Source organism: Streptomyces sp. NPDC051020 (genome assembly GCF_040683105.1).
GTDB lineage: Bacteria > Actinomycetota > Actinomycetes > Streptomycetales > Streptomycetaceae > Streptomyces.
The window spans coordinates 1-20,303 of record NZ_JBFBCG010000036.1 but is presented as its reverse complement, the minus strand read 5'-3'; the positions used below and the strand labels follow the sequence as shown (position 1 = coordinate 20,303).

Genomic DNA, 20,303 nt, shown 5'->3' with positions numbered 1-20,303 from the left:
CCGCACCCGTACGCGGGAACGGTCAGACGCCGGCGTAGGAGTGCTTGCCGGTGACGAAGATGTTCACGCCGTAGTAGTTGAAGAGCCAGCAGCCGAACGCGATCAGCGCCAGGTAGGCGGCCTTGCGGCCCTTCCAGCCCGCGGTGGCGCGGGCGTGCAGGTAGCAGGCGTACGCGACCCAGGTGATGAAGGACCAGACTTCCTTGGGGTCCCAGCCCCAGTAGCGGCCCCAGGCGTCGCCCGCCCAGATCGCGCCCGCGATGATCGTGAACGTCCAGAGCGGGAAGACGGCGGCGTTGATGCGGTACGAGAACTTGTCGAGGGTCGCCGCGGCGGGCAGCCGGGACAGCACGGACTGGGCGAAGGAGCCGGGCTCGGTGCCGTTCGCGAGCTTGTTCTCGTAGCTGTCGCGGAACAGGTAGAGCAGCGTGGCGACCGCGCCGATGTAGAAGACGGCGCCGCAGATGATGGCGGTGGAGACGTGGATCCACAGCCAGTACGAGTGCAGTGCGGGCACCAGTTGGTCGCTGGAGGTGTACAGCACGGTGGTCGCGATGCCGAGGTCCAGCAGGACGGTGGTGACCAGCAGCAGGCCCATCCAGCGGACGTTCTTCTTCAACGCCATCAGGATCAGGTACGCGGCGACGGCCACCGTGGAGAAGGTGATCGAGAACTCGTACATGTTGCCCCAGGGGGCACGCTGCACGGACATCGCGCGGGCGATGACACCACCGGCCTGGACGAGGAAGGCGACGACGGTCAGGGAGACCGCGATCCGCCCGTACAGGTCACCCTTGAACGTGCCCCCGGCGGCACCGGGGCCGTCCGGGACGTCCCGCGAGCCGGCTGCGGACCTCGTGATGATCTTCGGCCGGTCCAGTACGGCAGTGGCGCCGCCCTTCTGCGCGACCTGGACCTGGATCTTCGCCGAGGAGGCGGCGGCCCCGTCCCCGGTCAGCGCGGCGGCGGTGCGGCCGACCTTGCTGCGGCTGCCGAACACCCACTCCGCGATGTGCGCGAAGAAGGCCAGGGTGTAGACGGCCATCGACGAATAGATCAGCACATTGCTGGTGTGTGCCAGATTCTCGTTGGTTGCGGCGGCGAGATTCACTTCTCAGCCCCTTCGGAAAGTGCTTCGGCGGATGCGTCGTCCGGCGCTGTGGGCGCCGCGGCCACGCCTGGTTCTTCGGCCACATCTGGTTCATCGGACGCGTCCGGCGCTTCGGGCGCGTCCGGCGCGGTGGGTGCCAGGTCGTTGAGCGTGACCGCGAGGTCGGCCAGCTCCTCGGGCAGCTTCGCGGACTCGCTGCGGCCCAGCCCCGCCATCTCCACGACGGTGACGCCGTCCGCTCCCCGTACGGCCCGGACCCAGACCCGGCGCCGCTGGATGAACAGCGATCCGGCCAGACCGGCGATGGCCCCGATGGCTCCGGCGAGCGCCCAGCCGCTGGCGGGCTGCTGCGAGATCTGGAAGCTGGCCCACTGCTCGACGCCTTCGAAGGTGATCGACCCGGCGCCGTCGGGCAGCTTCATGGTCTCGCCGGGCAGCAGCCGCTGCTTCAGCTGCTCGCCCTTGCTGTCCTTGAACGCCTTCATCTTCGAGGTGTTCAGCTGGTACACGTTCTGCGGCAGTCCGGAGTCGACACCGAGGCTGCCGTGGTACCCGTTGAGCGCGAGCACCGGGAAGTCCGCGGCCGGGAACTGGGAGAACATCGTCCCCTTGCCCTCGCCGGCGAACGTCGGCACGAAGAACGCCTGGAAGCCCAGCTGGTCCCTCTTGCCGGCCCCGTCCTTGTAGCCGTCCATCACCTTGATCGCACCGGTCGAGGTGACGTTCGAGTCGATCGGCAGCAGCGGGACGGCGGCCTTGTAGACCTCCTTGCCCCTGCCGTCCTTGACGGAGACGACCGGGGCGTAGCCGTGCCCGATCAGATAGACCTTGGAGCCGTCGACCACCAGCGGCTCGTTGACCTTGACGACCGCCTTCTTCGGCTTGCCGTACGCACCCTCGGCGTACGTGACATGGGCCTCGTACGTGCGGGGCGTGCCGATCTGCGGGCCGCTGCGCTCGTACGTGCCGACGAACTTGTCGAGGGTGAAGCTGAACGGGGCGAGCGAGTCGGGGTCGTACAGCGAACCGGACTTGAAGTCGTCGTACTGCGTCAGCGTGTTGGAGAAGCCGTCGCCCTGGACGATCAGCTTGCCGCCCTCGGACTTGAAGAGCTGCCCGGTGGCGAAGGCCACCAGCATGACGATCAGCGCGATATGGAACATCAGGTTCCCGGCCTCGCGCAGATAGCCCTTCTCCGCGGCGACCGCATCGCCGTCCACGTGCGCCCTGAAGCGCCGCTTGCGCATCATCGCGAGCGCTACCTCGCGGACCTGCTCGGGTTCGGTGTCGGTGCGCCACGTCGTGTAGGCGGGCAGCCGGGTCAGCCGCTTGGGGGCGCCCGGCGGCCGGCTGCGCAGCTGGCCGATGAACTGGCCGGTGCGCGGCACGATGCAGCCGATGAGGGAGATGAACAGCAGGATGTAGATCGCGGAGAACCACACCGAGCTGTAGACGTCGAAGAACTGGAGCTTCTCGTAGATCGGCGTGACGGTGGTGTGGGCTTCCTTGAAGGTCTGCACCTTCAGCTCGTCCACGCTGTTCTGCGGGATCAGCGAGCCGGGGATGGCGCCGAGCGAGAGCAGGAAGAGCAGGATCAGCGCGACCCGCATCGAGGTGAGCTGGCGCCAGAACCAGCGCGCCCAGCCGATGACGCCCATGGCGGGCAGCGAGGCCAAGGCCTCTTCGCGCGGGGCGGTGGAGAGCTGCGAGCCGGCCGCGCCGAGCTCGGCCGCGTTCTCCCGCTCCTGCCGGCTCTCACGCTCGCGCTCGTTCGCGCGCTCTTCGGCCGCGTTGGTCTTGGTGTTGCTCATGGAACTCAGATCCCCACCGTGAAGCCGTCGGACCAGCCCTGCAATTCCTGCATCAGGCTGCCCCACACACCGGTCAGCAGGAGCAGCCCGGTCGCGATCATCATGACGCCGCCGATCCGCATGACCCATGCGTAGTGGCGCTTGACCCAGCCGAACGCGCCGAGCGCCTTACGGAAGGCGACCGCGGCGAGCACGAAGGGCACACCGAGCCCGAGGCAGTAGGCGATGGTCAGTATCGCCCCGCGTCCGGCGGTGCCCTGGTCCATCGCGAGGAATGTCACCGAGCTGAGCGTCGGGCCGAGGCACGGGGTCCAGCCGATCCCGAAGAGGGCGCCCAGCAGCGGTGCGCCCGCCAGCCCGGTCACCGGCCTCTTGTGGATACGGAATTCGCGCTGCGTCATCCACGGCATCAGGCCCATGAAGAAGATCCCCATCAGGATCATCAGCACGCCGAGGATCTTGGAGAGCGTGGTGCTGTGCGCCTGGAGCGTCTGGCCGAAGAAGCCGAAGAGCGCGCCGCCGGAGACGAACACGGCGGTGAAGCCGAGCACGAAGAGCGAGGCTCCCGCGACCATGCGCCCTCGCCTGGCCTGCGCCAGATCAGTGCCGCTGACGCCGGTGACGTACGAGAGATAGCCGGGCACGAGGGGCAGGACACATGGCGAGAAGAACGAGACGAGCCCGCCGAGTACGGCGATGGGCAGGGCGACGATCAGCGCCCCGTTCATCACGGTCTCGTTCTGCCCCGGAAGTGCGGCAAGGGTGAGCACGGAATCACTTCTCCGCGATCAGCGGGTCGATCATCTTGTGGAGCTTGACGTCGTCGAGGGCGACGAGCGTGCGGGCCGCGATCTTCCCGTCCCGGTCGATGACCACGGTCGAAGGAATGGCCTGCGGGTTCAGCGTGCCCTTGGGGAAGCGCAGGATGAGCTTCCCGATCGGGTCGAAGAAGCTCGGGTAGGTGATGTTGTTGTCCTTCTCGAAGTTCACCGCCGGGCCCTTCTCGGCGTCCCGGGTGTTGATCCCGATGAACTGGACGCCCTGGCTCGCGGTCTCCTTCGACACCTTCGCGAAGTGCTTGGCCTCCAGCCGGCAGGGGCCGCACCACGAGCCCCATACGTTCAGCACGACGACCTTGCCCTTGTAGTCGGCGACGTCGAGGGGCTTGCCGTCCAGTGTCGTGCCGTCGAGCTTCGGCGCGTCCTGGCGGTCCGCCTTGGCCACGGTGGAAATTCCGCCACTACCGGTGACGAAGTGCGAATTGCCGCCACCGCCGGCCTTGTTGCCGTCACCGCCACAGGCGGTCAGGGTCAGCGCCAGTGCGGCGACCGCTGCGGGGGCGGCGAGCAGGGTGAAGCGGCGTCGGGGTGCGCGGCCAGAGCTCATGTGAAAAGTTTCGCATGGCTGTTCCGGGGATCTTGCTCACCCCCCTCGGTGCCCGTAAAGCCCGTTGTCAGGCCCGTTTAAAGAAGGCGTTCCAGCCACCGTCGGGCGACTGGCCGACCTCCAGCGTGCGGAGCTTCGCGAGCACGGCCGGATCCTGGACGTCGAGCCAGTCGACGAACTGCCGGAAGGAGACGAGCCGCACATCCGGCTTCCCGGCGATCCTTTTGAGGGTCTCTGCCACCGCATCCATATAGATTCCGCCGTTCCACTCCTCGAAGTGGTTGCCGATGAAGAAGGGTGCGCGATTCGACCCGTACGCACGGTGGAAAGCGGCGAGGTACGACCGAGTGGCCTGGGTGCGCCATTCCGGATAGCGCGACGGCATTCCCCGGGTGGTGTTCTGTGACTGGTTCGCGAGGATGTTGTAGTCCATCGACAGCACTTCGAAGGTGTGCCCGGGGAACGGCATGCCCTGCAGCGGAAGATCCCATATGCCCTGGCGCTTCGTGGGCCAGATCTGGGTGCCGCCGGGCGAGCTCGCGTCGTAGCGCCAGCCCAGCCGGCGCGCGGTGGGCAGCAGATTGTTCTGGCCGAGCAGACAGGGGGTGCGGCCGCCCACGAGTTCCTTGCGGTAGTCGAAGGGCAGCGGGTCGAGATCGGTCCAGCCGGTGTTGGTGCGCCATTCGGTGACGAAGGAGACCGCCTGATCGATTTCGTCCTGCCACTGGGCGGACGTCCAGTGGGCGACCGATCCGGAACCGGCGCAGAAATGCCCGTTGAAGTGCGTGCCGACCTCATGACCGTCGAGCCAGGCCCTGCGTATGTGGCCCAGCGTCTCCTTGATGTGGGTATCGGTGAGATAGCCGATGTCGGAGGCGCCGATGCGGTTGTTCGGCGGCCGGTACAGGGACTTCTTCGACTCGGGCAGCAGGTAGATCCCGGAGAGGAAGAAGGTCATCGCCGCGTCGTGCTCCTTGGCGAGTTCGAGAAAACGCGGGAAGAGCCCGGTGCCGACTTCACCCGCCCCGTCCCAGGAAAAGATCACGAACTGCGGTGGTGTCTGGCCGGGTTCCAGCGGGACCGGCGCGGAAGGCTGGTTCGGCTGCTCCCCGGTGTCCGCGGTGGAACCGTCCCCGATCTCGCGGACGTCCTCTTCCCCGGCACCGTCCCCCTCGGCCTTGCCGCCCGTCCTCTCCCCGGGGCCGGGTCCCGGCCGGCCCCGTTCGGAAGAGTGCCGGGAACCGCAGCCCGCCATCCCGATGGCAGCCGCGCCCCCCAGTCCGGCTCCGAGCAGGCTCCTTCGGCTGATGTCGCGCATGGCGTCCCCATCTGCGGTCGTTCCGACCCAACTGCATACAAACTGGCGAAGGCTTAGATGCGCGGAACAACGCGGGGGTTCCGCTGACTAACACACCATTCTGTGCGTGCCCAGACCCCACTCCTGATGTGGCCTTGTTCCTGACCCGAACGCACCACGGGCCCCGGCCGACACATCGGCAGGGGCCCGTGCGGGTCGAGAAGTCCCGGCTACGCGCCGAACGCCTTGGACTTCCCCTTCACCGGCTTCGCGCCGGCCAGCAGGTGCGCAGGGACCAGATCGCGGGCCGGCTCGGTGTAGCCGACCGAGACGATCTTGTCGCCCTGGTACGTGAAGCTGGTCAGCGAGGCCAGCGTGCACTGCCGCTTGCGCGGGTCGTGCCAGAGCCGTCGTCGCTCGACGAAGCTCCGGACGATCCAGATCGGCAGCTGGTGGCTGACGCAGACCGCCTCGTGCCCACGGGCCGCGTCGCGCGCGGCGTCGAGGGCGCCCATCATCCGTACGACCTGATCGATGTACGGCTCGCCCCAGGACGGGCGGAAGGGGTTGGTGAGGTGCTTCCAGTTGTCCGGCTTGCGCAGCGCACCGTCGCCGACTCCGAAGGTCTTGCCCTCGAAGACATTGGCCGCCTCGATCAGCCGCTCGTCGGTGGCCAGGTCGACGCCGTGCGACTTGGCGATCGGCGTCGCCGTCTCCTGGGCGCGCTCCAGCGGAGAGGCGACGACATGAGTGATGTCGCGCTTCTCCAGGTGCTCGGCCACCCGGTCGGCCATCCGCCGGCCGAGCTCGGAGAGGTGGTAGCCGGGACGGCGTCCGTAGAGCACGCCCTCGGGGTTGTGCACCTCCCCGTGCCGCATCAGATGAACGACAGTGATGTCCTGACGTGCGCTGTCTGCACGGCTGGTACTGCTGGTCTCGCTCATGAGGTGGCCTCCGAGGCAGCGCGGGCTGCGGCGGGCAGGGCGGCGGCGATCCGCTCGACGGCCTGCGTGTCGTGGGCGGTGGAGACGAACCAGGACTCGAACGCGGACGGCGGCAGATAGACGCCCTGCGACAGCATCGAGTGGAAGAAGGCGGTGAAGCGGAAAGCTTCCTGCTTCTTGGCGTCCTCGTAGTTGCGCACCGGCTGGTCCGTGAAGAACACGGAGAACATGTTGCTCGCCGCGGACACCGTGTGCGCGACGCCCTCCTTGGTGAACGCCTCGCTCACCAGGGACCGGATCTCCGCGGAGACCGCGTCGACCTTCGCGTACGCCGCGTCGTCGAGCAGCCGCAGCTGGGCGAGACCGGCAGCGGTGGCGATCGGGTTCCCGGAGAGGGTGCCCGCCTGGTAGACGGGGCCGACCGGGGCGAGGTGCGCCATCACGTCGGCGCGCCCGCCGAAGGCCGCGGCCGGGAAGCCCCCGCCCATGACCTTGCCGAAGGTCATCAGGTCGGGCCGCACGCCGTCGACGCCGAACCAGCCGGCCTTCGACGTACGGAATCCGGTCATGACCTCGTCGGAGATGTACAGCGCACCGCCCTCGGCGCAGAGCTCCTTGAGCCCGGCGTTGAAACCGTCCAGCGGCGGCACCACGCCCATGTTGCCGGGCGAGGCCTCGGTGATCACACAGGCGATCTCACCGGGGTGCGCGGCGAACGCGGCCCGCACGGCCTCCAGGTCGTTGTACGGCAGCACGATCGTGTCGCCGGCCTGCGCGCCGGTGACGCCCGGGGTGTCCGGCAGGCCGAAGGTCGCGACCCCGGACCCGGCGGCGGCAAGCAGCGCGTCGACGTGCCCGTGATAGCAGCCGGCGAACTTCACGACCTTCGCCCGGCCGGTGAACCCGCGGGCCAGCCGGATCGCGGACATGGTCGCCTCGGTGCCGGAGGACACCAGCCGCACCTGCTCCACCGGCTCGATCCGGGCCGCGATCTCCTCGGCGAGCGCGACCTCGCCCTCACCGGGCGTACCGAACGAGGTGCCGCGGGCGACAGCCTCCTGGACTGCGGCGATGACCTCGGGGTGGGAGTGGCCGAGGATCATCGGCCCCCACGAGCACACGAGGTCGACGTACTCACGGCCGTCGGCATCGGTGAGGTACGGACCGGTGCCGGACACCATGAAGCGGGGCGTACCGCCCACGGCCCGGAAGGCGCGTACCGGAGAGTTCACGCCGCCGGGCGTCACGAGGGACGCGCGGTCGAAAAGCGTCTGCGAAACTGGGGCGTCATAGGGAAAGCTCACACAAGCCATGGTGTCAGAGCCTCCGGCGATCTTGCGGACAGGTGTTTCACACCAAGCGCGCGGGGGAGGTCACTGGCACGATGATCGGGTTGCGCGGCGGGGGGCTTTGCCTCCTCAGTAGTAGTCGGATGGATGAGATATGCATCGCGGTGGCGAAGTGGGCGAAGGGACCGGCGACCTGGGGCCCGAGCCTGCCCGCCGGGGTCGGCACCGGCGTGAGGCCGAGCGCCGGCAGGGCATACAGGCCGGCGGTGCGCAGTCCGGAAGCGGGAGTGGTGGCCGGGTGGGGGTGACGTACAAGTACTTCGGGGCCCCCGACGGGGCCACAGCCGCACGGGTGCCCATTTCCATGCGCCCCGAGGAGCTCGGCGGCGACGAGCTGGGCATGGGCGGCATGTTCACCAAGATCAAACCGGAGACGGTGGCGGCCATGGTCCTCACCGGAATCCAGGGCATACCCCTGCACAGGGTTCCCCCGCTGGAACTGGTCGTCCTGCACCCCGACTACGCCGTCGTCAAACTCCCCATGACGGTCGTCGACCCGCTGCGCGGAGTCGGCGAGGAATCGGTCGGCGCCGCGGCCTTCATCTGGTCCACGGTCCCGGACCGCGGCGGCCCGCGCGACGCGTTCAACGTCTACCAACTGCTGCACGAGTGGCAGGATTTCAGCCATCGTCTGCATGACGCGGGGCATCAGGCGTACTGCCTGGTCTGGCCCTGAGCCGGGGCCGGTCTGCGGCGCGCCCACGGCGCTCGGCGACGGCACCTGGTACACGGTGTCCAGGGACGGGGGTGCCCTGCGCGTGTGGACTCCGGACAACCGGAGGGTGTCCGGTTGACGCCCGCATCCGGCCATTCATTGACCGAAGATTGATCTTCAGCCGGCCTGCCCGGCATGCCGATGCCCCCTACAGCCCACGCGGTCGCGTACGGGGCTCGATATCGAGGAGGCCTGCCATGGGTGACACGCTGCTGGCCCTGTCCATCCCCCTGCTGGTCTTCGCCGGCGGGATCTACGCAGGCTGCGAGAGCTGGTGGCGGCGCCGGCACCCGGCGCCGCCGTCGCCGTACACCCATCAGGCGGCCCGCCTCGCCGAGCGCGAGATGACCGAGGCGGCGAGGGAGATCGTCGACGAGGCGTACGCGACGCTCGGTGCGCTCTACGGCGCCGCGGGAGCGCCGGAACTGGCCGCGCAGCGGCCGACGTCGGCGGAAACCATCGGCTCCACAAGCGCCCCGGGCGTCCCCGGGGTCACGCTCGGGGCGACTGCCAGCCCGGGTCGCGGCCGGTCGTACCCAGCATCCGCTCAAAAGGGCTAGCGCTGTCCGGTACGGGGAAGGGTTCGCCGTACACCTTCGCCTTCCGCGCGTTCGGAGCCATGTCGGCGACACCGGGCCCCAGTTCGCTCACCACGGCCTCGTCCGGAACGAATTCCTGCCCGGTGGCGCGCGCCAGGTCCCATGCGTGCACGGTCAGATCGCCCAGCACCATCTGCGCGACGGTTCTGGCGGGGAACCCCATGGAACCCGCGGTCCCCTCGTCCGCACCCGGCGCGCCCCACGCCGCAACGAGCTTGGCCGTCTCCTCGCCGAAGCGGCTGCGCCAGTCGCCGGTGACCGCGGTCGGCTTCGCGCCGAAGTCCGGCTCCTCCCTGGCCGCCAGGGCCTGGAAGTTGACGACCACCTGGAAGAGATGGTCGACCAGGGCCCGCACGTCGTACTCCGTGCATGGCGTGGGGTCGTCCAGTTGGCCGTCGTCGATCCCGCGCACCACAGGAATCGCCCGCTCCGCGGCCACGTCCAGCAATTCACTGATCTTCTTCATGCTTCAACCGTGCATCCGGCAATCGCCCTCGTCTTGAAGAAACGCGACACGGATGATTCGAACTGTTGTGCATCATAGGATCGCTGTCATGTCAGGTCCTCGACGCGACAACCGGGGCATCGTCGACGCCCACGAACTCTTCTCGCACGTGCATTTCCGCCGCCGCGAGCCCGCTCCCGGGCTGCGGACGCAGGTGGCGTTCTACTGGCTGATCGACTGGGACCTGCCGGAGCCGTACACCTCGCACGTGGTGCCGCACCCTTCGGTCAACCTCGTCTTCCAGCACCACGAGAGCACCGACGAGCCCGCCTTCGCGGAGGTCGCGGGCATCGGGCTCCAGCTCTTCAGCCAGAAGCTGGAGGGCCGGGGACGGGTCTGCGGGGTGAAGTTCCGGCCGGGCGGCTTCCGGCCGTTCGCACCGGACCACCCGGTGTCGCGGTGGTCGGGCCGAAGGCTCATGGCGGACGAGGCCCTCGCCGTACCCGCGCCCGTGACGGCCGTGCTGGACCCGGCCGAGGAGGACGCTCGGGTCGCGGCGCTGGACGCGTACCTGCTGGCGCTCGCCCCGGAACCCGACCTGCAGGCCGAGCGCGCGACGGCGCTGGTCGAGCGCGTCCGCACGGACCGTACGATCCGCCGCGTCGACGAACTCGCCCGCATCGAAGGGCTGTCGGCACGGTCGCTGCAGCGGCTCTTCGCCACCTATGTGGGCGTCGGCCCCAAGTGGGTCATCCTGCGCTACCGCATCCACGAGGCGCTGGAACGCGCCGAGACCGACCCCGAGGTGGACTGGGCCACGCTCGCGGCGGAACTCGGTTACAGCGACCAGGCGCACCTGGTCAGGGACTTCACGACGACGCTCGGAGTGCCGCCGACGGCACTCGCCCGGCGCTGACTGTCGGTGCCGCGTCCTACTGTTGCCGCATGGAGCACACTCCCCCACCATCGGCGTCTCCCGTGCGCATCGAGCCCTGGTCGGACGACGACCTGGGGCTCCTGCGCCGGGTCAACGCGCCGGAACTGATGGATCATCTGGGCGGTCCCGAGTCGGAGGAGCAGCTCATGGTGCGCCACGGACGCTATGTGGAGCTGAGCGCGGACCGGACGGGCCGGGGCAGGATGTTCCGGATCACCCTGGCCGACGGAAGCGGGGGCGAGGCCGTGGGGACGATCGGTTTCTGGGAGCGCACCTGGCAGGGCCAGGAGGTGTACGAGACGGGGTGGGCCGTCCTCGCCGGCCACCAGGGGCAGGGCATCGCCACGGCCGCGACCAGGGCCGTCGTCGAGCAGGCGCGGGCCGAACGCAAGCACCGCTATCTGCACGCCTACCCGTCCGTCGACAACGGCCCGTCGAACGCGGTGTGCCGCAGGGCGGGTTTCATCCTGATCGGCGAGTGCGACTTCGAGTACCCGCCCGGCCATGCGCTGCTGACGAACGACTGGCGACTGGACCTCACCCCGGAGCTCGGTTCCGGCCCCGGGATCAGTCCGAATTCCGGGCCAGAGGCTTGTTGAAGCTGAACGCGACGATGTCCAGCCGCTCCCGCAGATAGAAGCGGTGGGCATCGGTGCGATGCGTGCCCGAGTCCAGACTCAGGTCCAGGCAGCCGGCCTCCCGGGCACGCTGCTCCAGATACCCCAGGAGCCGGTGGCCGACACCGGTGGACCGGGCGTGCTCGGCGGTGACCAGATCGTCGACGTACAGCTTGCGGATCTGGCTGGTGTTGTCGATGATCCGCCATCCGGCCGCGCCCACGCATGCGCCGTCGCCGTCGTGGACGGCGGTGAAGCGGAGCCCCTGCGGGTACCCCTTGTCGTACACCTCGCGGAAGAGGTCCTCCGTCAGATGCGGACGCAGTTCGCGCAGCACGGGAAGAAGGTCCGTGATCAGTCGGGGGTCGCCGGGTTCGAGGTCGGTGATCTTCATGCGGGAACTGTAGTGCCCCGGGGGCTTGCGAAGGACTGATCGATCCGGGGGCGCCGCCCGGGGTCGCCTTCCATGTCCGGGACGAGGGCAACCCGGGCGCGGGTGGCCGCATCACCACGCACTACCGCGTCGTGCCGTAACCGGCAGCCCTCAGCCCGGGGTGACCCTCGGGCCCGTCCAAAACGTTTGACGGCCGGGCCCTCCTCATGGATATTTACCTGCGCGACGCAGCTTATGCGTTACGCACATAACGACATCAAGGAGCTCACCTCGCCATGCTCACTCTCGTCACCGGAAGCCGCGGCCGCGTCGGTTCCGCACTCGTTTCGCTCCTGCACCGCGACGGCCACGCCGTACGCGCCGCCTCCCGTGACCCCGCCCGGCTCGACCCGCCCGCCGGAGTGCCGGCCACGGCATGCGATCTCACCGATCCCGCCACCTTCGCCCCCGCACTGGACGGCGTCGGCTCCGTCTTCCTGTACGCCGAACCGGCCGGGATCGACTCGTTCCTCACCCGAGCGGAGGCAGCCGGAGTCCGGCACATCGTGCTGCTCTCCTCCAGCTCGGTACTCGGCCCGGACGCACGGGAGAACCCGATCGCCCGCCCCCACCACACGGTCGAGCAGGCGCTCGCCGCCTCACCGCTCACCACGACCTTCCTGCGCCCGGGCGCCTTCGCGGCCAACGCGTACCAGTGGTCCGCGGCGGTGCGGAGTCACGGCGTCGTGGACCTGCCCTACCCGCGCAGCCACACCAGCCCGATCCATGAGGCGGACATCGCCGAGGCCGCCCTCGCAGTCCTCACCGAGCACCGGCTGCAGGGCTCGGCGTACCACCTGACCGGCCCCGAATCACTCACAGCCGCCGAACAGATCGGCCTGCTGGCGGCGGCTTCGGGGCGCCACGTCACGGTCGACACCGTGAGCCGATCAGCCTGGAAGAAGTCCGTGGTCCCGTACGTCCCCGAGGCGGTCGCCGAGGGACTCCTCGATTACTGGGCATCCACGGACGGTTCACCGGCCGAGGTGACCGGCGAGACCGAGAAGCTGACCGGCCACCCGGCCCGTACGTTCGCCGCCTGGGCCGAGGAGCACGCCGACGCGTTCCGCGCCTGAGCCGGACCACCCGCCTCCGGCTGCCCCTCGCCCATGAATTCCCTGGCTCGCGCAGACCGCCCGGTGGCATGCTGACGAAGTGAACGGACCGGAGATCCACCTCGAAGTCGACCCTGAACTGCGGCTCTTCGTTGCCCATGAACGCCGCAACGGACGCACGTCAGTGACCACCGACGGCGCATCGACGCTCGGCCATGTCGTGGAATCGCTCGGCGTCCCGCTCACCGAGGCCGGCCAACTGCTCGTGGACGGCCACCCCGTCCCCGTCTCGCACATCCCGGGCGCGGGCGAACTGGTGGAGGTGCGCGCGGTGGCGCGCCCCCAGCGCGTCGAGGGCGCGCCGCTGCGCTTCCTGCTCGATGTCCACCTCGGCACGCTCGCCCGGCGGCTGCGACTGCTGGGCGTCGACGCCGCGTACGAGAGCGAGGACCTCGGCGACCCGGCGCTGGCCGCCCTGTCGGCGAAGGAGCAGCGGGTACTTCTCTCCCGGGACCGGGGACTGCTGCGGCGACGGGAGATCTGGGCGGGGGCGTACATCTACAGCGACCGTCCGGACGATCAGCTGCGGGACGTGCTGGAGCGGTTCGCACCGGAGCTGGCCCCGTGGACCCGGTGCACGGCCTGCAACGGGCCGCTGACCGACGCGGACAAGGAATCCGTCCGGGAGCAGCTGGAGCACGGCACACAGCAGTCGTATGACGTCTTCGCGCAGTGCACGGAGTGCGGCCGGGTCTACTGGCGCGGCGCCCACCACTCCCACCTGGAGACCATCGTCGCCGACGCGGTGCTCGAGTTCGGCGCCCGGGATCAGGCCGGTCCGGTCCTGTAGGGCTGTCCGGCGGGGTGCGGGCCGGACACCGTCCGCACGGCACACCTGACGAATCGCCCTACGACCCGCCGTGTGCCGCATCGAACTCCCCGCTCCGCAGCCGCGCGATCTGGCCCGCACCGAGCTCGACCGTCCGCCGCATATGAGCGATGAGGAGTGCCACCTCGTCGTCGTCGTACGCCTCGAACATCGCCGCCCAGTCCCCACTCAGCCTCTCCCAGACCGCGCCGAACTCCGCCATCCGCTCCGGCACGGTCGCGACGAGCACCCGCCGTCGGTCCGCCGTGTCGCGCTCGCGTGTCACGTAGCCGGCCCGTTCCAGCCGGTCGACGAGCCGGGTCGCCGACCCGGTGGTGAGCCCGGTCAGCTCCGCGATACGTCCGATGGTGACGGGTTCCGCTTCGAGGCCGAGCAGGTTGAGGCACTGCAGATCGGTGGGGTGGATCCGCAGATGGTCGGCGACGGCCTGATTGAACAGGGCGTACGCGGCCAGGTAGCGGCGCGACTCGGTGGACAGCTCGGCCAGCAGAGCACTGCGCCGGACCGGGGACTTCTGCGGCATGCAGAGAGTGTACGAAGCAGACACTGCCCCTGCGTCATCCCCACGGGCCCCGACCACCGCACCCACTACGGCTGCTCGGCGGTCAGATAGCGCTGGACGGTGGGAGCGAGCCAGGCGATCACCTGATCACGAGGCATCGAGACAGCGGGCGCGATGCGCAGGACGTAGCGGGCGAGCGCCATCCCCAGGATCTGGGACGCGACGAGCGCCGCGCGGCGCGGGGCCTCGGCGGGGACCGGACAGACACCGGCAGCCACCGGACCGAGCTGTTCCGCAAAGACGGCCCGCATGCGCTCGGCCCCCGCGTCATGGGTGACACCGACCCTGAGCAGACCCGTTCCCACTGGACGAGCGACCGTGCGACCACGCTGCTCGTCCGCCCCGACGGCTATGTCGCCTGGCGAGCGACCGGCCCGACCCGGCGGCGCTGCAGACCGCTCTCGCCCGATGACCACCGGTCGGTCGCACCGCGCACGTCACGCGTCCACCGCGCCGGCCCCTCGCGCCACCAGGGGCTCAGAAGACGTACTCGTCATCGGTGGCGGGCGCCAGCACCTCATGCCGGTTGTTGCCGGGGTTCCGGTCGGTCGCACCCCCGTTCCAGACGGTGTCGATCCGTACGACCACCTCGTTCGGCCGTCCCGCGAGCTGCAGCTCGAGCGCGAGCTGACGGCCCGCCCACCCGTCCGCCCTGAGCGGACCTGTCCGGCACAGTACGGATCGGGCGCTCGCCTGCAGACACTCGACCGGCATCTCCTGCCGGCCACTGAGGGGCACCGAGAAGCGGAACCGTACGGTCACACTCGCCAGATTCGACGGGCCGTGGTTCTCGCTGTGCAGCCAGATCCCGAGCCCCCTGCCCCACAGCGAGACATGCCCGTGGTGCGAGACGTCCGCCTCCCGCGCCACCCGCCGGTCCACCGGCGCGGGCACGGGCCCCGTCGCGACCGCCTGCCCTGCCCCCCATGCCGCTGTCGACACTGTTGCCGCCATCGCCACCGCGGCGGAGACCGCCAGCCGAGCCTTACGCGTGACTACCATGCCCCGAAGATACCGATCGCCACGAATTATCCGTATTTACACACCTGTTCCGCACTCCACTCCACCCGCTTGCCCCACCCGTTCGAACCCACCCACCCCGCATGACACGCTGCTCCCATGGTCGTCGCCCGCTCTGTCGCACTCTTCGCCGTTGCCGCGCTGTTCGAGATCGGCGGCGCCTGGCTCGTCTGGCAGGGCGCGCGGGAACACCGGGGCTGGATCTGGATCGGCGCCGGAGTCATCGCCCTGGGTGTGTACGGCTTCGTCGCCACGCTGCAGCCGGACGGCGAGTTCGGCCGCATCCTCGCCGCGTACGGCGGTGTCTTCGTCGCGGGTTCGATCGCCTGGGGCATGGTCGCCGACGGCTACCGCCCCGACCGCTGGGACGTCACCGGCGCGCTGATCTGCCTGGCCGGCATGGCCGTGATCATGTACGCGCCCCGGAACCACTGAGAAGCAGCACTCCACCTGCCACGCCGACACCGACCACCGACCACCGACCACCGACCACCGACCACGCCGACAGCCCACCGAGTCGGCAGCCCCACCGATCGGGCGCCGACCGCCGACGACGCCGACAACGGGCGGACTCCGGCGGCACCGCTCCTCTCGCCCCCGACGCCTCGGGAAACGCGGCCGACGGACGCCGCGTACAGCGCGGCCGCCGAACGGGACCTCGCGCCGCCTGCCTATCCTGACCCCGTACCGATCAGCTGTCCGAGGAGTCGAGTCCGCATGGCCGCCACCCCCATCGCCGTCATCACCGGAGCGAGCAGCGGCATCGGTGCCGCGACCGCCCGGCAGCTCGCCGCCGCCGGCTACCGCGTCGTCCTGACCGCCCGCCGCAAGGACCGCATCGAGGCGCTCGCCGCCGAGATCAACGAGGCGGGCCACGAGGCCACGGCGTACGCCCTGGACGTCACGGACCGCGAGGCGGTCGACGCTTTCGCCACCGCCTTCCGCTCTCTCGCCGTCCTCGTCAACAACGCGGGCGGCGCGCTCGGCGCGGACCCGATCGCCACCGGCGACCCGGCCGACTGGCGCCAGATGTACGAGACGAACGTCATCGGCACGCTCAACGTCACCCAGGCCCTGCTCCCCGCCCTCACCGCGGGCGGCGACGGCACGATCGTGATCCTTTCCTCGACGGCGGGCCTGTCCACGTACGAGGGCGGCGGTGGCTACGTGGCCGCCAAGCACGGCGAACACGTCCTCGCCGAAACCCTCCGCCTGGAGATCGTCGGCACCCCGGTCCGCGTCATCGAGGTCGCCCCCGGCATGGTCAAGACGGAGGAGTTCGCCGCCACCCGCTTCCGCGGCGACACCGAGAAGGCCGCCAAGGTCTACGCCGGCGTCGACGCCCCCCTCACCGCCGACGACGTGGCCGACACGATCACCTGGGCCGTGACCCGCCCCAGCCACGTCAACATCGACCTCCTGGTGGTCCGCCCCCGCGCCCAGGCGTCCAACACCAAGGTCCACCGCACGCTCTGAGACCGACCGACACATGAGCCCCGGACCACCACCACAGGGTCCGGGGCTCGTCTTCGTAGCGGCGTCACGGGCGCTCAGCCCTTCACGCACACCACCTGCTTCAGCTTCGCGACGACCTCCACCAGGTCCCGCTGCCGCTCGATGACCTGCTCGATCGGCTTGTACGCACCCGGGATCTCGTCCACGACGCCGGAGTCCTTACGGCACTCCACACCCCGTGTCTGCTCCTCCAGGTCCCGCGTCGAGAAGCGCCGCTTGGCCGCGTTGCGGCTCATCTTCCGGCCGGCCCCGTGCGAGGCCGAATTGAACGACTTCGCGTTCCCGAGCCCCTTCACGATGTACGAGCCGGTGCCCATCGACCCCGGAATGATGCCGAAATCGCCCGAACCGGCACGGATCGCCCCCTTACGGGTGACCAGCAGATCCAAGCCCTCGTACCGCTCCTCCGACACATAGTTGTGGTGGCAGGAGATGACCGGTTCAAAGGTGACCCGGGCCTTCTTGAACTCCTTGCGGACGACGTTCTGGAAGAGCCCCATCATGACCGCGCGGTTGTGCTTCGCGTACTCCTGGGCCCAGAACAGGTCGTTCCGGTACGCCGCCATCTGCGGGGTGTCCGCGATGAAGACCGCCAGGTCACGGTCGATCAGACCCTGGTTGTGCGGCAGCTTCTGTGCCACCCCGATGTGGTACTCGGCGAGCTCCTTGCCGATGTTCCGGGACCCGGAGTGCAGCATCAGCCACACCGAACCCGCCTCGTCGAGGCAGAACTCGATGAAGTGGTTTCCCGATCCAAGCGTTCCCATCTGCTTGGTGGCACGTTCATGACGGAATTTGACCGCATCCGCAATCCCGTCGAAGCGCCCCCAGAAGTCGTCCCAGCCCGCGGCCGGGAAACCGTGCAGCCGGCCGGGGTCCACGACGTCGCCATGCATACCCCGGCCCACCGGAATGGCCTGCTCGATCTTCGACCGAAGCCGCGACAGGTCGCCCGGAAGGTCATTGGCCGTCAGGGAGGTCTTCACCGCGGACATGCCGCACCCGATGTCCACTCCCACCGCCGCCGGACAGACCGCACCACTCATCGCGATCACCGAACCAACGGTCGCACCCTTGCCGTAGTGCACGTCGGGCATGACGGCCAGCCCCTTGATCCAGGGCAGCGTGGCAACATTCCGCAGCTGCTGCATCGCACCGTCCTCGACCGAAGCCGGGTCGGCCCACATGCGGATGGGAACCTTCGCCCCCGGCACCTCTACGTACGACATAGTTCCTCGATTCCCCCGAAAAGTCTGAAAGCGCAAATCCGGTGCCAAGGTCGGCAAAAGAGTCGGCCGACCGGCAATCACAGCGGCGCGTGCGATACACATTGTGTCCACCAGCCGCCACCGAGCGGCAACTTCTTTTCGCTCGAAGGGAGCCCGGATCGTGCGACGAATGGCGTACGTACCCGGCGTCGCACTCCTCGGAGTGCTGACCGCCGGCTGCACCGGTGGCACCGGTACCGAAGGCCCCGCCACCGACAGCAAACCCGGCAGCCCGAGCACCTCCGCCGCTCCGGCGGGCAAGTACCGTACGGTTCCCGATCCCTGTCGCTCCATCACGCGATCCACGCTGAAGGACCTGCTTCCAGGCATCGCCGAACTGCCGGAGAACCAGCAGGAGAAGGCATTCACGGGCACGGCTTCCGTCACCTATGACACCGACCGCCGGGTCGGCTGCCAGTGGAAGTCGGAGGCTGCGGCGTCGTCCCGTTCCATCGTGCTCGACTTCGAGCGGGTCGTCTCGTACGACACCTCGGTGAGCGACGAGGACCGCGCCCGCGAGGTGTACGGGAAGAAGGAGACCGCGGCCCACCTGCCGTCCGGCACCTTCGCCCCCAGCGACGCGGAGAAGGTGACGGCCTCACCGTCGGACTCCCCCTCCGGCTCGGCACAGGACAGCGGCGGCGCCGCGGGCGCGGGCTCCGAGGACCTCCGCCCACGCACCCTCGACGACCTCGGAGATGCCGCATTTCTGGACGATCTGCTCACTCGGGCAGGATCCAGCGCACAACACCGCACGGTGAGCGTGGTATTCCGCACATCGAACGTCATCGTGACCGTCCGGTACACCGAGCAGCCCGCCTTCGCGAGCCAGGTCCCGGACAGCAAAGAACTGCAGGAGAAGGCCCAGGCACTGGCCCGGAAGCTGGTCGACAAGTTCAGCGAATAGCCCGACGCCGGGCGCCCCCGACCCGCACCGCGCCGGTCGGCGGAGCGTCCGGCCGAGGCGGCATCCGGCCGCCGTCCGTCGTACGGTGGCCCTCCGGAACACCCGCCAAACACCATGCCACCCGCCCGTCGCGCCACCCGAGTGAAGGAACCATGCACCGATCAGCCCCGCGACTCACCCGCATACTCGCCTGCGCCGCCGTTCCGGTGATGCTCGTCGTCGCCGGCTGCTCGTCGGACTCCGACAGCAAGGAGAAGTCGGACTCGCCCTCCGCCTCCGCATCGAGCGCACAGAAGCCGAGCGCACAGAAGACGGAGGCGACGGTCGAGCCGGCGAAGTTCGCCGAGTTGCCCGACCCGTGCGACGCGATCACCGCGAAGACGATCACCTCGCTGGTGCCCAAGGCCAAGAGCAAGGCCGGTGCGCCGGCCCGGTCCAGCGACACCTCGGCGCGCGCCGGCTGTTCCTGGAACGGCCTCGACGACAACGGCGTCAAGGGCTCGCAGTACCGCTGGCTCGACGTCGGCTTCACCCGCTTCGAATCGGACCAGGCGCTCGGCAGCGGCGCCAAGCGCGCCCAGGAGGACCTCGCGAACCAGGTCGCCAAGACCAAGGCGGCCGAGGGCGCCAAGAAGGCCGTCGAAGCCCCCGTCAGCGGTATCGGCGACCAGGCCACCGTGGTCACGTACGACCTCACCAAGACAAAAGAGGACTTCAAGTACGCGACGGTCGTGGCCCGTACGGGGAACGTCGTCATCACCCTGACCTACAACGGCGCGGGTTACGCGGGCGCGACGACGCCGTCCGGCGACGACATCCTGAAGGGCGCCGAGAAGGCCGCCAAGGAGACCGTCACGGCGGTCGCCCATGCCAACGAAAAGAAGTCGAGCCCGTCCACGAGCGCGTCGAAGTCTCCGACGGCGACGAAGTCCGCGGCGTCCGCGAAGTCCGGGTCGTCCCCGAAGTCGACACGGTCGGCGAGCTCCCCCAAGTCGACGAAGCCCGCGTCGCACACGTCGTAACACCGCACCACCGCCCGCCGGGCCTTCCCGCGAGGCCCACGGCAGGTACCCCAACAACCCTGCGCAGAAGCAGTTTCACGAAGCCCGGCATCTCCCCCGAGAGCCGGGCTTCGCCCCTCCCCGCGCACCGCACCCCACGGGCATGTGCCAGGCTGTGCCCGCCAGGAGTCGAAGTCGGGAACACAGAGAGGGGATCGCGGGTGGCCGCGATTCAGCTGACACGCACGCACCGAATACTCATCGGGGTCGTGGTCGCCGGCGCGGCAGTCATCGCCGCGATCGGCTTCGCGGGCTCGTACGCCGCGGTGCGCGCGCTCGCAGAAGAGAAGGGCTTCGGGAACTTCGCCCTGGTCTTCCCGATCGGCATCGACGCGGGCATCTGCGTACTGCTGGCGCTGGACCTGCTGCTGACCTGGATGCG

General features: G+C 69.3%; 23 protein-coding genes and 2 pseudogenes. 12 read left to right on the top strand and 13 right to left on the bottom strand.

Annotated features, from left to right (window positions below; translation table 11 throughout):
• Positions 1–22 precede the first annotated feature (22 nt).
• From ccsB to hemL, 7 genes are all read right to left on the bottom strand, one after another.
• Entirely contained in the window at positions 23–1,111 is a 1,089-nt protein-coding gene (gene ccsB / locus AB0N06_RS20670; RefSeq protein WP_366136133.1) for a c-type cytochrome biogenesis protein CcsB, read from the bottom strand.
• A complete protein-coding gene (locus AB0N06_RS20665) occupies positions 1,108–2,922 on the bottom strand; it encodes a cytochrome c biogenesis protein ResB (RefSeq protein WP_366136132.1) in 1,815 nt (604 codons plus the stop codon). Before AB0N06_RS20665 ends, ccsB begins: the two co-directional genes overlap by 4 nt.
• 5 nt (positions 2,923–2,927) lie before the next feature.
• Positions 2,928–3,650 (bottom strand): cytochrome c biogenesis protein CcdA, encoded by a 723-nt coding sequence (locus tag AB0N06_RS20660; RefSeq protein ID WP_366136176.1) that lies wholly within the window; start codon positions 3,648–3,650, stop codon positions 2,928–2,930.
• A gap of 46 nt (positions 3,651–3,696) precedes the next feature.
• Positions 3,697–4,308 carry a TlpA disulfide reductase family protein gene (locus tag AB0N06_RS20655; protein ID WP_366136131.1) on the bottom strand — a complete coding sequence of 204 codons (612 nt, stop codon included), beginning with the start codon at positions 4,306–4,308 and terminating at the stop codon, positions 3,697–3,699.
• Between the two features lie 67 nt (positions 4,309–4,375).
• A complete protein-coding gene (locus AB0N06_RS20650; protein ID WP_366136130.1) occupies positions 4,376–5,626 on the bottom strand; it encodes a hypothetical protein in 1,251 nt (416 codons plus the stop codon).
• Between the two features lie 209 nt (positions 5,627–5,835).
• Entirely contained in the window at positions 5,836–6,549 is a 714-nt protein-coding gene (locus tag AB0N06_RS20645) for a histidine phosphatase family protein (protein ID WP_366136129.1), read from the bottom strand.
• On the bottom strand, positions 6,546–7,853 hold the full coding sequence (gene hemL / locus AB0N06_RS20640; RefSeq protein WP_366136128.1) for a glutamate-1-semialdehyde 2,1-aminomutase: 1,308 nt from the start codon (positions 7,851–7,853) through the stop codon (positions 6,546–6,548). The genes AB0N06_RS20645 and hemL overlap by 4 nt, the downstream gene beginning before the upstream one ends.
• Before the next feature lie 139 nt (positions 7,854–7,992).
• Between hemL and AB0N06_RS20635 the strand changes: the two genes are divergently transcribed.
• Positions 7,993–8,574, top strand: a complete 582-nt coding sequence (locus AB0N06_RS20635) for a hypothetical protein (RefSeq protein WP_366136127.1) — start codon at positions 7,993–7,995, stop codon at positions 8,572–8,574.
• Between the two features lie 236 nt (positions 8,575–8,810).
• On the top strand, positions 8,811–9,173 hold the full coding sequence (locus tag AB0N06_RS20630; RefSeq protein WP_366136126.1) for a hypothetical protein: 363 nt from the start codon (positions 8,811–8,813) through the stop codon (positions 9,171–9,173).
• Here the strand turns inward: AB0N06_RS20630 and AB0N06_RS20625 are convergent.
• Positions 9,106–9,678 carry a TIGR03086 family metal-binding protein gene (locus AB0N06_RS20625; RefSeq protein ID WP_366136125.1) on the bottom strand — a complete coding sequence of 191 codons (573 nt, stop codon included), beginning with the start codon at positions 9,676–9,678 and terminating at the stop codon, positions 9,106–9,108. The genes AB0N06_RS20630 and AB0N06_RS20625 overlap by 68 nt on opposite strands.
• Positions 9,679–9,766: 88 nt before the next feature.
• Between AB0N06_RS20625 and AB0N06_RS20620 the strand changes: the two genes are divergently transcribed.
• Positions 9,767–10,573, top strand: coding sequence for a helix-turn-helix domain-containing protein (locus AB0N06_RS20620; RefSeq protein WP_366136124.1), 807 nt, complete (start codon positions 9,767–9,769; stop codon positions 10,571–10,573).
• A 29-nt stretch (positions 10,574–10,602) separates the two neighbouring features.
• Complete coding sequence (locus AB0N06_RS20615; RefSeq protein WP_366136123.1) at positions 10,603–11,193, top strand: GNAT family N-acetyltransferase; 591 nt, start codon at positions 10,603–10,605, stop codon at positions 11,191–11,193.
• Here AB0N06_RS20615 and AB0N06_RS20610 read toward each other — a convergent pair.
• A complete protein-coding gene (locus AB0N06_RS20610; protein ID WP_366136122.1) occupies positions 11,162–11,605 on the bottom strand; it encodes a GNAT family N-acetyltransferase in 444 nt (147 codons plus the stop codon). The genes AB0N06_RS20615 and AB0N06_RS20610 overlap by 32 nt on opposite strands.
• Positions 11,606–11,880: 275 nt before the next feature.
• On the opposite strand from AB0N06_RS20610, the gene AB0N06_RS20605 reads away from it, so the two are divergent.
• Positions 11,881–12,720, top strand: coding sequence for an NAD(P)H-binding protein (locus tag AB0N06_RS20605; protein WP_366136121.1), 840 nt, complete (start codon positions 11,881–11,883; stop codon positions 12,718–12,720).
• A gap of 79 nt (positions 12,721–12,799) precedes the next feature.
• Positions 12,800–13,549 carry a Mut7-C RNAse domain-containing protein gene (locus AB0N06_RS20600; RefSeq protein ID WP_366136120.1) on the top strand — a complete coding sequence of 250 codons (750 nt, stop codon included), beginning with the start codon at positions 12,800–12,802 and terminating at the stop codon, positions 13,547–13,549.
• 58 nt (positions 13,550–13,607) lie between these two features.
• Here AB0N06_RS20600 and AB0N06_RS20595 read toward each other — a convergent pair whose 3' ends face one another.
• Positions 13,608–14,111, bottom strand: coding sequence for a MarR family transcriptional regulator (locus tag AB0N06_RS20595; protein WP_366136119.1), 504 nt, complete (start codon positions 14,109–14,111; stop codon positions 13,608–13,610).
• Between the two features lie 65 nt (positions 14,112–14,176).
• Positions 14,177–14,449 (bottom strand): annotated as a pseudogene (locus AB0N06_RS20590) (TetR/AcrR family transcriptional regulator); the annotation flags it as partial.
• Here AB0N06_RS20590 and AB0N06_RS20585 point away from each other — a divergent pair.
• Positions 14,420–14,491, top strand: a pseudogene (locus AB0N06_RS20585) (hypothetical protein); the annotation flags it as partial. The pseudogenes AB0N06_RS20590 and AB0N06_RS20585 sit on opposite strands and share 30 nt — an antisense overlap.
• 136 nt (positions 14,492–14,627) lie before the next feature.
• On the opposite strand, the gene AB0N06_RS20580 reads toward AB0N06_RS20585, so the two are convergent.
• Positions 14,628–15,152: a hypothetical protein gene (locus AB0N06_RS20580; protein ID WP_366136118.1), complete on the bottom strand. Its 525-nt coding sequence runs from the start codon at positions 15,150–15,152 to the stop codon at positions 14,628–14,630.
• A 117-nt stretch (positions 15,153–15,269) separates the two neighbouring features.
• Here AB0N06_RS20580 and AB0N06_RS20575 point away from each other — a divergent pair, with 117 nt between their 5' ends.
• Together AB0N06_RS20575 and AB0N06_RS20570 are read left to right on the top strand one after the other, a co-directional pair.
• Positions 15,270–15,605, top strand: coding sequence for a YnfA family protein (locus AB0N06_RS20575; RefSeq protein WP_366136117.1), 336 nt, complete (start codon positions 15,270–15,272; stop codon positions 15,603–15,605).
• A gap of 282 nt (positions 15,606–15,887) precedes the next feature.
• Positions 15,888–16,646 (top strand): SDR family NAD(P)-dependent oxidoreductase, encoded by a 759-nt coding sequence (locus AB0N06_RS20570; protein ID WP_366136116.1) that lies wholly within the window; start codon positions 15,888–15,890, stop codon positions 16,644–16,646.
• Positions 16,647–16,720: 74 nt separating this feature from the next.
• Here the strand turns inward: AB0N06_RS20570 and AB0N06_RS20565 are convergent, their stop codons facing one another.
• The gene (locus AB0N06_RS20565; protein WP_366136115.1) at positions 16,721–17,914 is read right to left on the bottom strand and encodes an RtcB family protein; all 1,194 of its coding nucleotides are present in this window, start codon (positions 17,912–17,914) and stop codon (positions 16,721–16,723) included.
• A 169-nt stretch (positions 17,915–18,083) separates the two neighbouring features.
• Here AB0N06_RS20565 and AB0N06_RS20560 point away from each other — a divergent pair, with 169 nt between their 5' ends.
• The 3 genes from AB0N06_RS20560 to AB0N06_RS20550 all read left to right on the top strand — a co-directional run.
• The gene (locus tag AB0N06_RS20560; protein WP_366136114.1) at positions 18,084–18,860 is read left to right on the top strand and encodes a DUF3558 domain-containing protein; all 777 of its coding nucleotides are present in this window, start codon (positions 18,084–18,086) and stop codon (positions 18,858–18,860) included.
• Positions 18,861–19,012: 152 nt separating this feature from the next.
• Entirely contained in the window at positions 19,013–19,882 is an 870-nt protein-coding gene (locus tag AB0N06_RS20555) for a DUF3558 family protein (protein WP_366136113.1), read from the top strand.
• 200 nt (positions 19,883–20,082) lie between these two features.
• A partial coding sequence (locus AB0N06_RS20550; RefSeq protein ID WP_366136112.1) for a DUF2637 domain-containing protein occupies positions 20,083–20,303 on the top strand: 221 nt, incomplete at its 3' end.

Coding starts and splice junctions, on each gene's coding strand:
- AB0N06_RS20615 (WP_366136123.1), top strand. CDS start 10,603: ATGGAGCACACTCCCCCACCATCGGCGTCTCCCGTGCGCATCGAGCCC.
- AB0N06_RS20650 (WP_366136130.1), bottom strand. CDS start 5,626: ATGCGCGACATCAGCCGAAGGAGCCTGCTCGGAGCCGGACTGGGGGGC.
- AB0N06_RS20610 (WP_366136122.1), bottom strand. CDS start 11,605: ATGAAGATCACCGACCTCGAACCCGGCGACCCCCGACTGATCACGGAC.
- AB0N06_RS20660 (WP_366136176.1), bottom strand. CDS start 3,650: ATGAACGGGGCGCTGATCGTCGCCCTGCCCATCGCCGTACTCGGCGGG.
- AB0N06_RS20570 (WP_366136116.1), top strand. CDS start 15,888: ATGGCCGCCACCCCCATCGCCGTCATCACCGGAGCGAGCAGCGGCATC.
- AB0N06_RS20560 (WP_366136114.1), top strand. CDS start 18,084: ATGGCGTACGTACCCGGCGTCGCACTCCTCGGAGTGCTGACCGCCGGC.
- AB0N06_RS20665 (WP_366136132.1), bottom strand. CDS start 2,922: ATGAGCAACACCAAGACCAACGCGGCCGAAGAGCGCGCGAACGAGCGC.
- AB0N06_RS20635 (WP_366136127.1), top strand. CDS start 7,993: ATGCATCGCGGTGGCGAAGTGGGCGAAGGGACCGGCGACCTGGGGCCC.
- AB0N06_RS20645 (WP_366136129.1), bottom strand. CDS start 6,549: ATGAGCGAGACCAGCAGTACCAGCCGTGCAGACAGCGCACGTCAGGAC.
- AB0N06_RS20565 (WP_366136115.1), bottom strand. CDS start 17,914: ATGTCGTACGTAGAGGTGCCGGGGGCGAAGGTTCCCATCCGCATGTGG.
- AB0N06_RS20555 (WP_366136113.1), top strand. CDS start 19,013: ATGCACCGATCAGCCCCGCGACTCACCCGCATACTCGCCTGCGCCGCC.
- AB0N06_RS20620 (WP_366136124.1), top strand. CDS start 9,767: ATGTCAGGTCCTCGACGCGACAACCGGGGCATCGTCGACGCCCACGAA.
- AB0N06_RS20605 (WP_366136121.1), top strand. CDS start 11,881: ATGCTCACTCTCGTCACCGGAAGCCGCGGCCGCGTCGGTTCCGCACTC.
- AB0N06_RS20595 (WP_366136119.1), bottom strand. CDS start 14,111: ATGCCGCAGAAGTCCCCGGTCCGGCGCAGTGCTCTGCTGGCCGAGCTG.
- AB0N06_RS20625 (WP_366136125.1), bottom strand. CDS start 9,678: ATGAAGAAGATCAGTGAATTGCTGGACGTGGCCGCGGAGCGGGCGATT.
- AB0N06_RS20575 (WP_366136117.1), top strand. CDS start 15,270: ATGGTCGTCGCCCGCTCTGTCGCACTCTTCGCCGTTGCCGCGCTGTTC.
- AB0N06_RS20630 (WP_366136126.1), top strand. CDS start 8,811: ATGGGTGACACGCTGCTGGCCCTGTCCATCCCCCTGCTGGTCTTCGCC.
- AB0N06_RS20580 (WP_366136118.1), bottom strand. CDS start 15,152: ATGGTAGTCACGCGTAAGGCTCGGCTGGCGGTCTCCGCCGCGGTGGCG.
- AB0N06_RS20655 (WP_366136131.1), bottom strand. CDS start 4,308: ATGAGCTCTGGCCGCGCACCCCGACGCCGCTTCACCCTGCTCGCCGCC.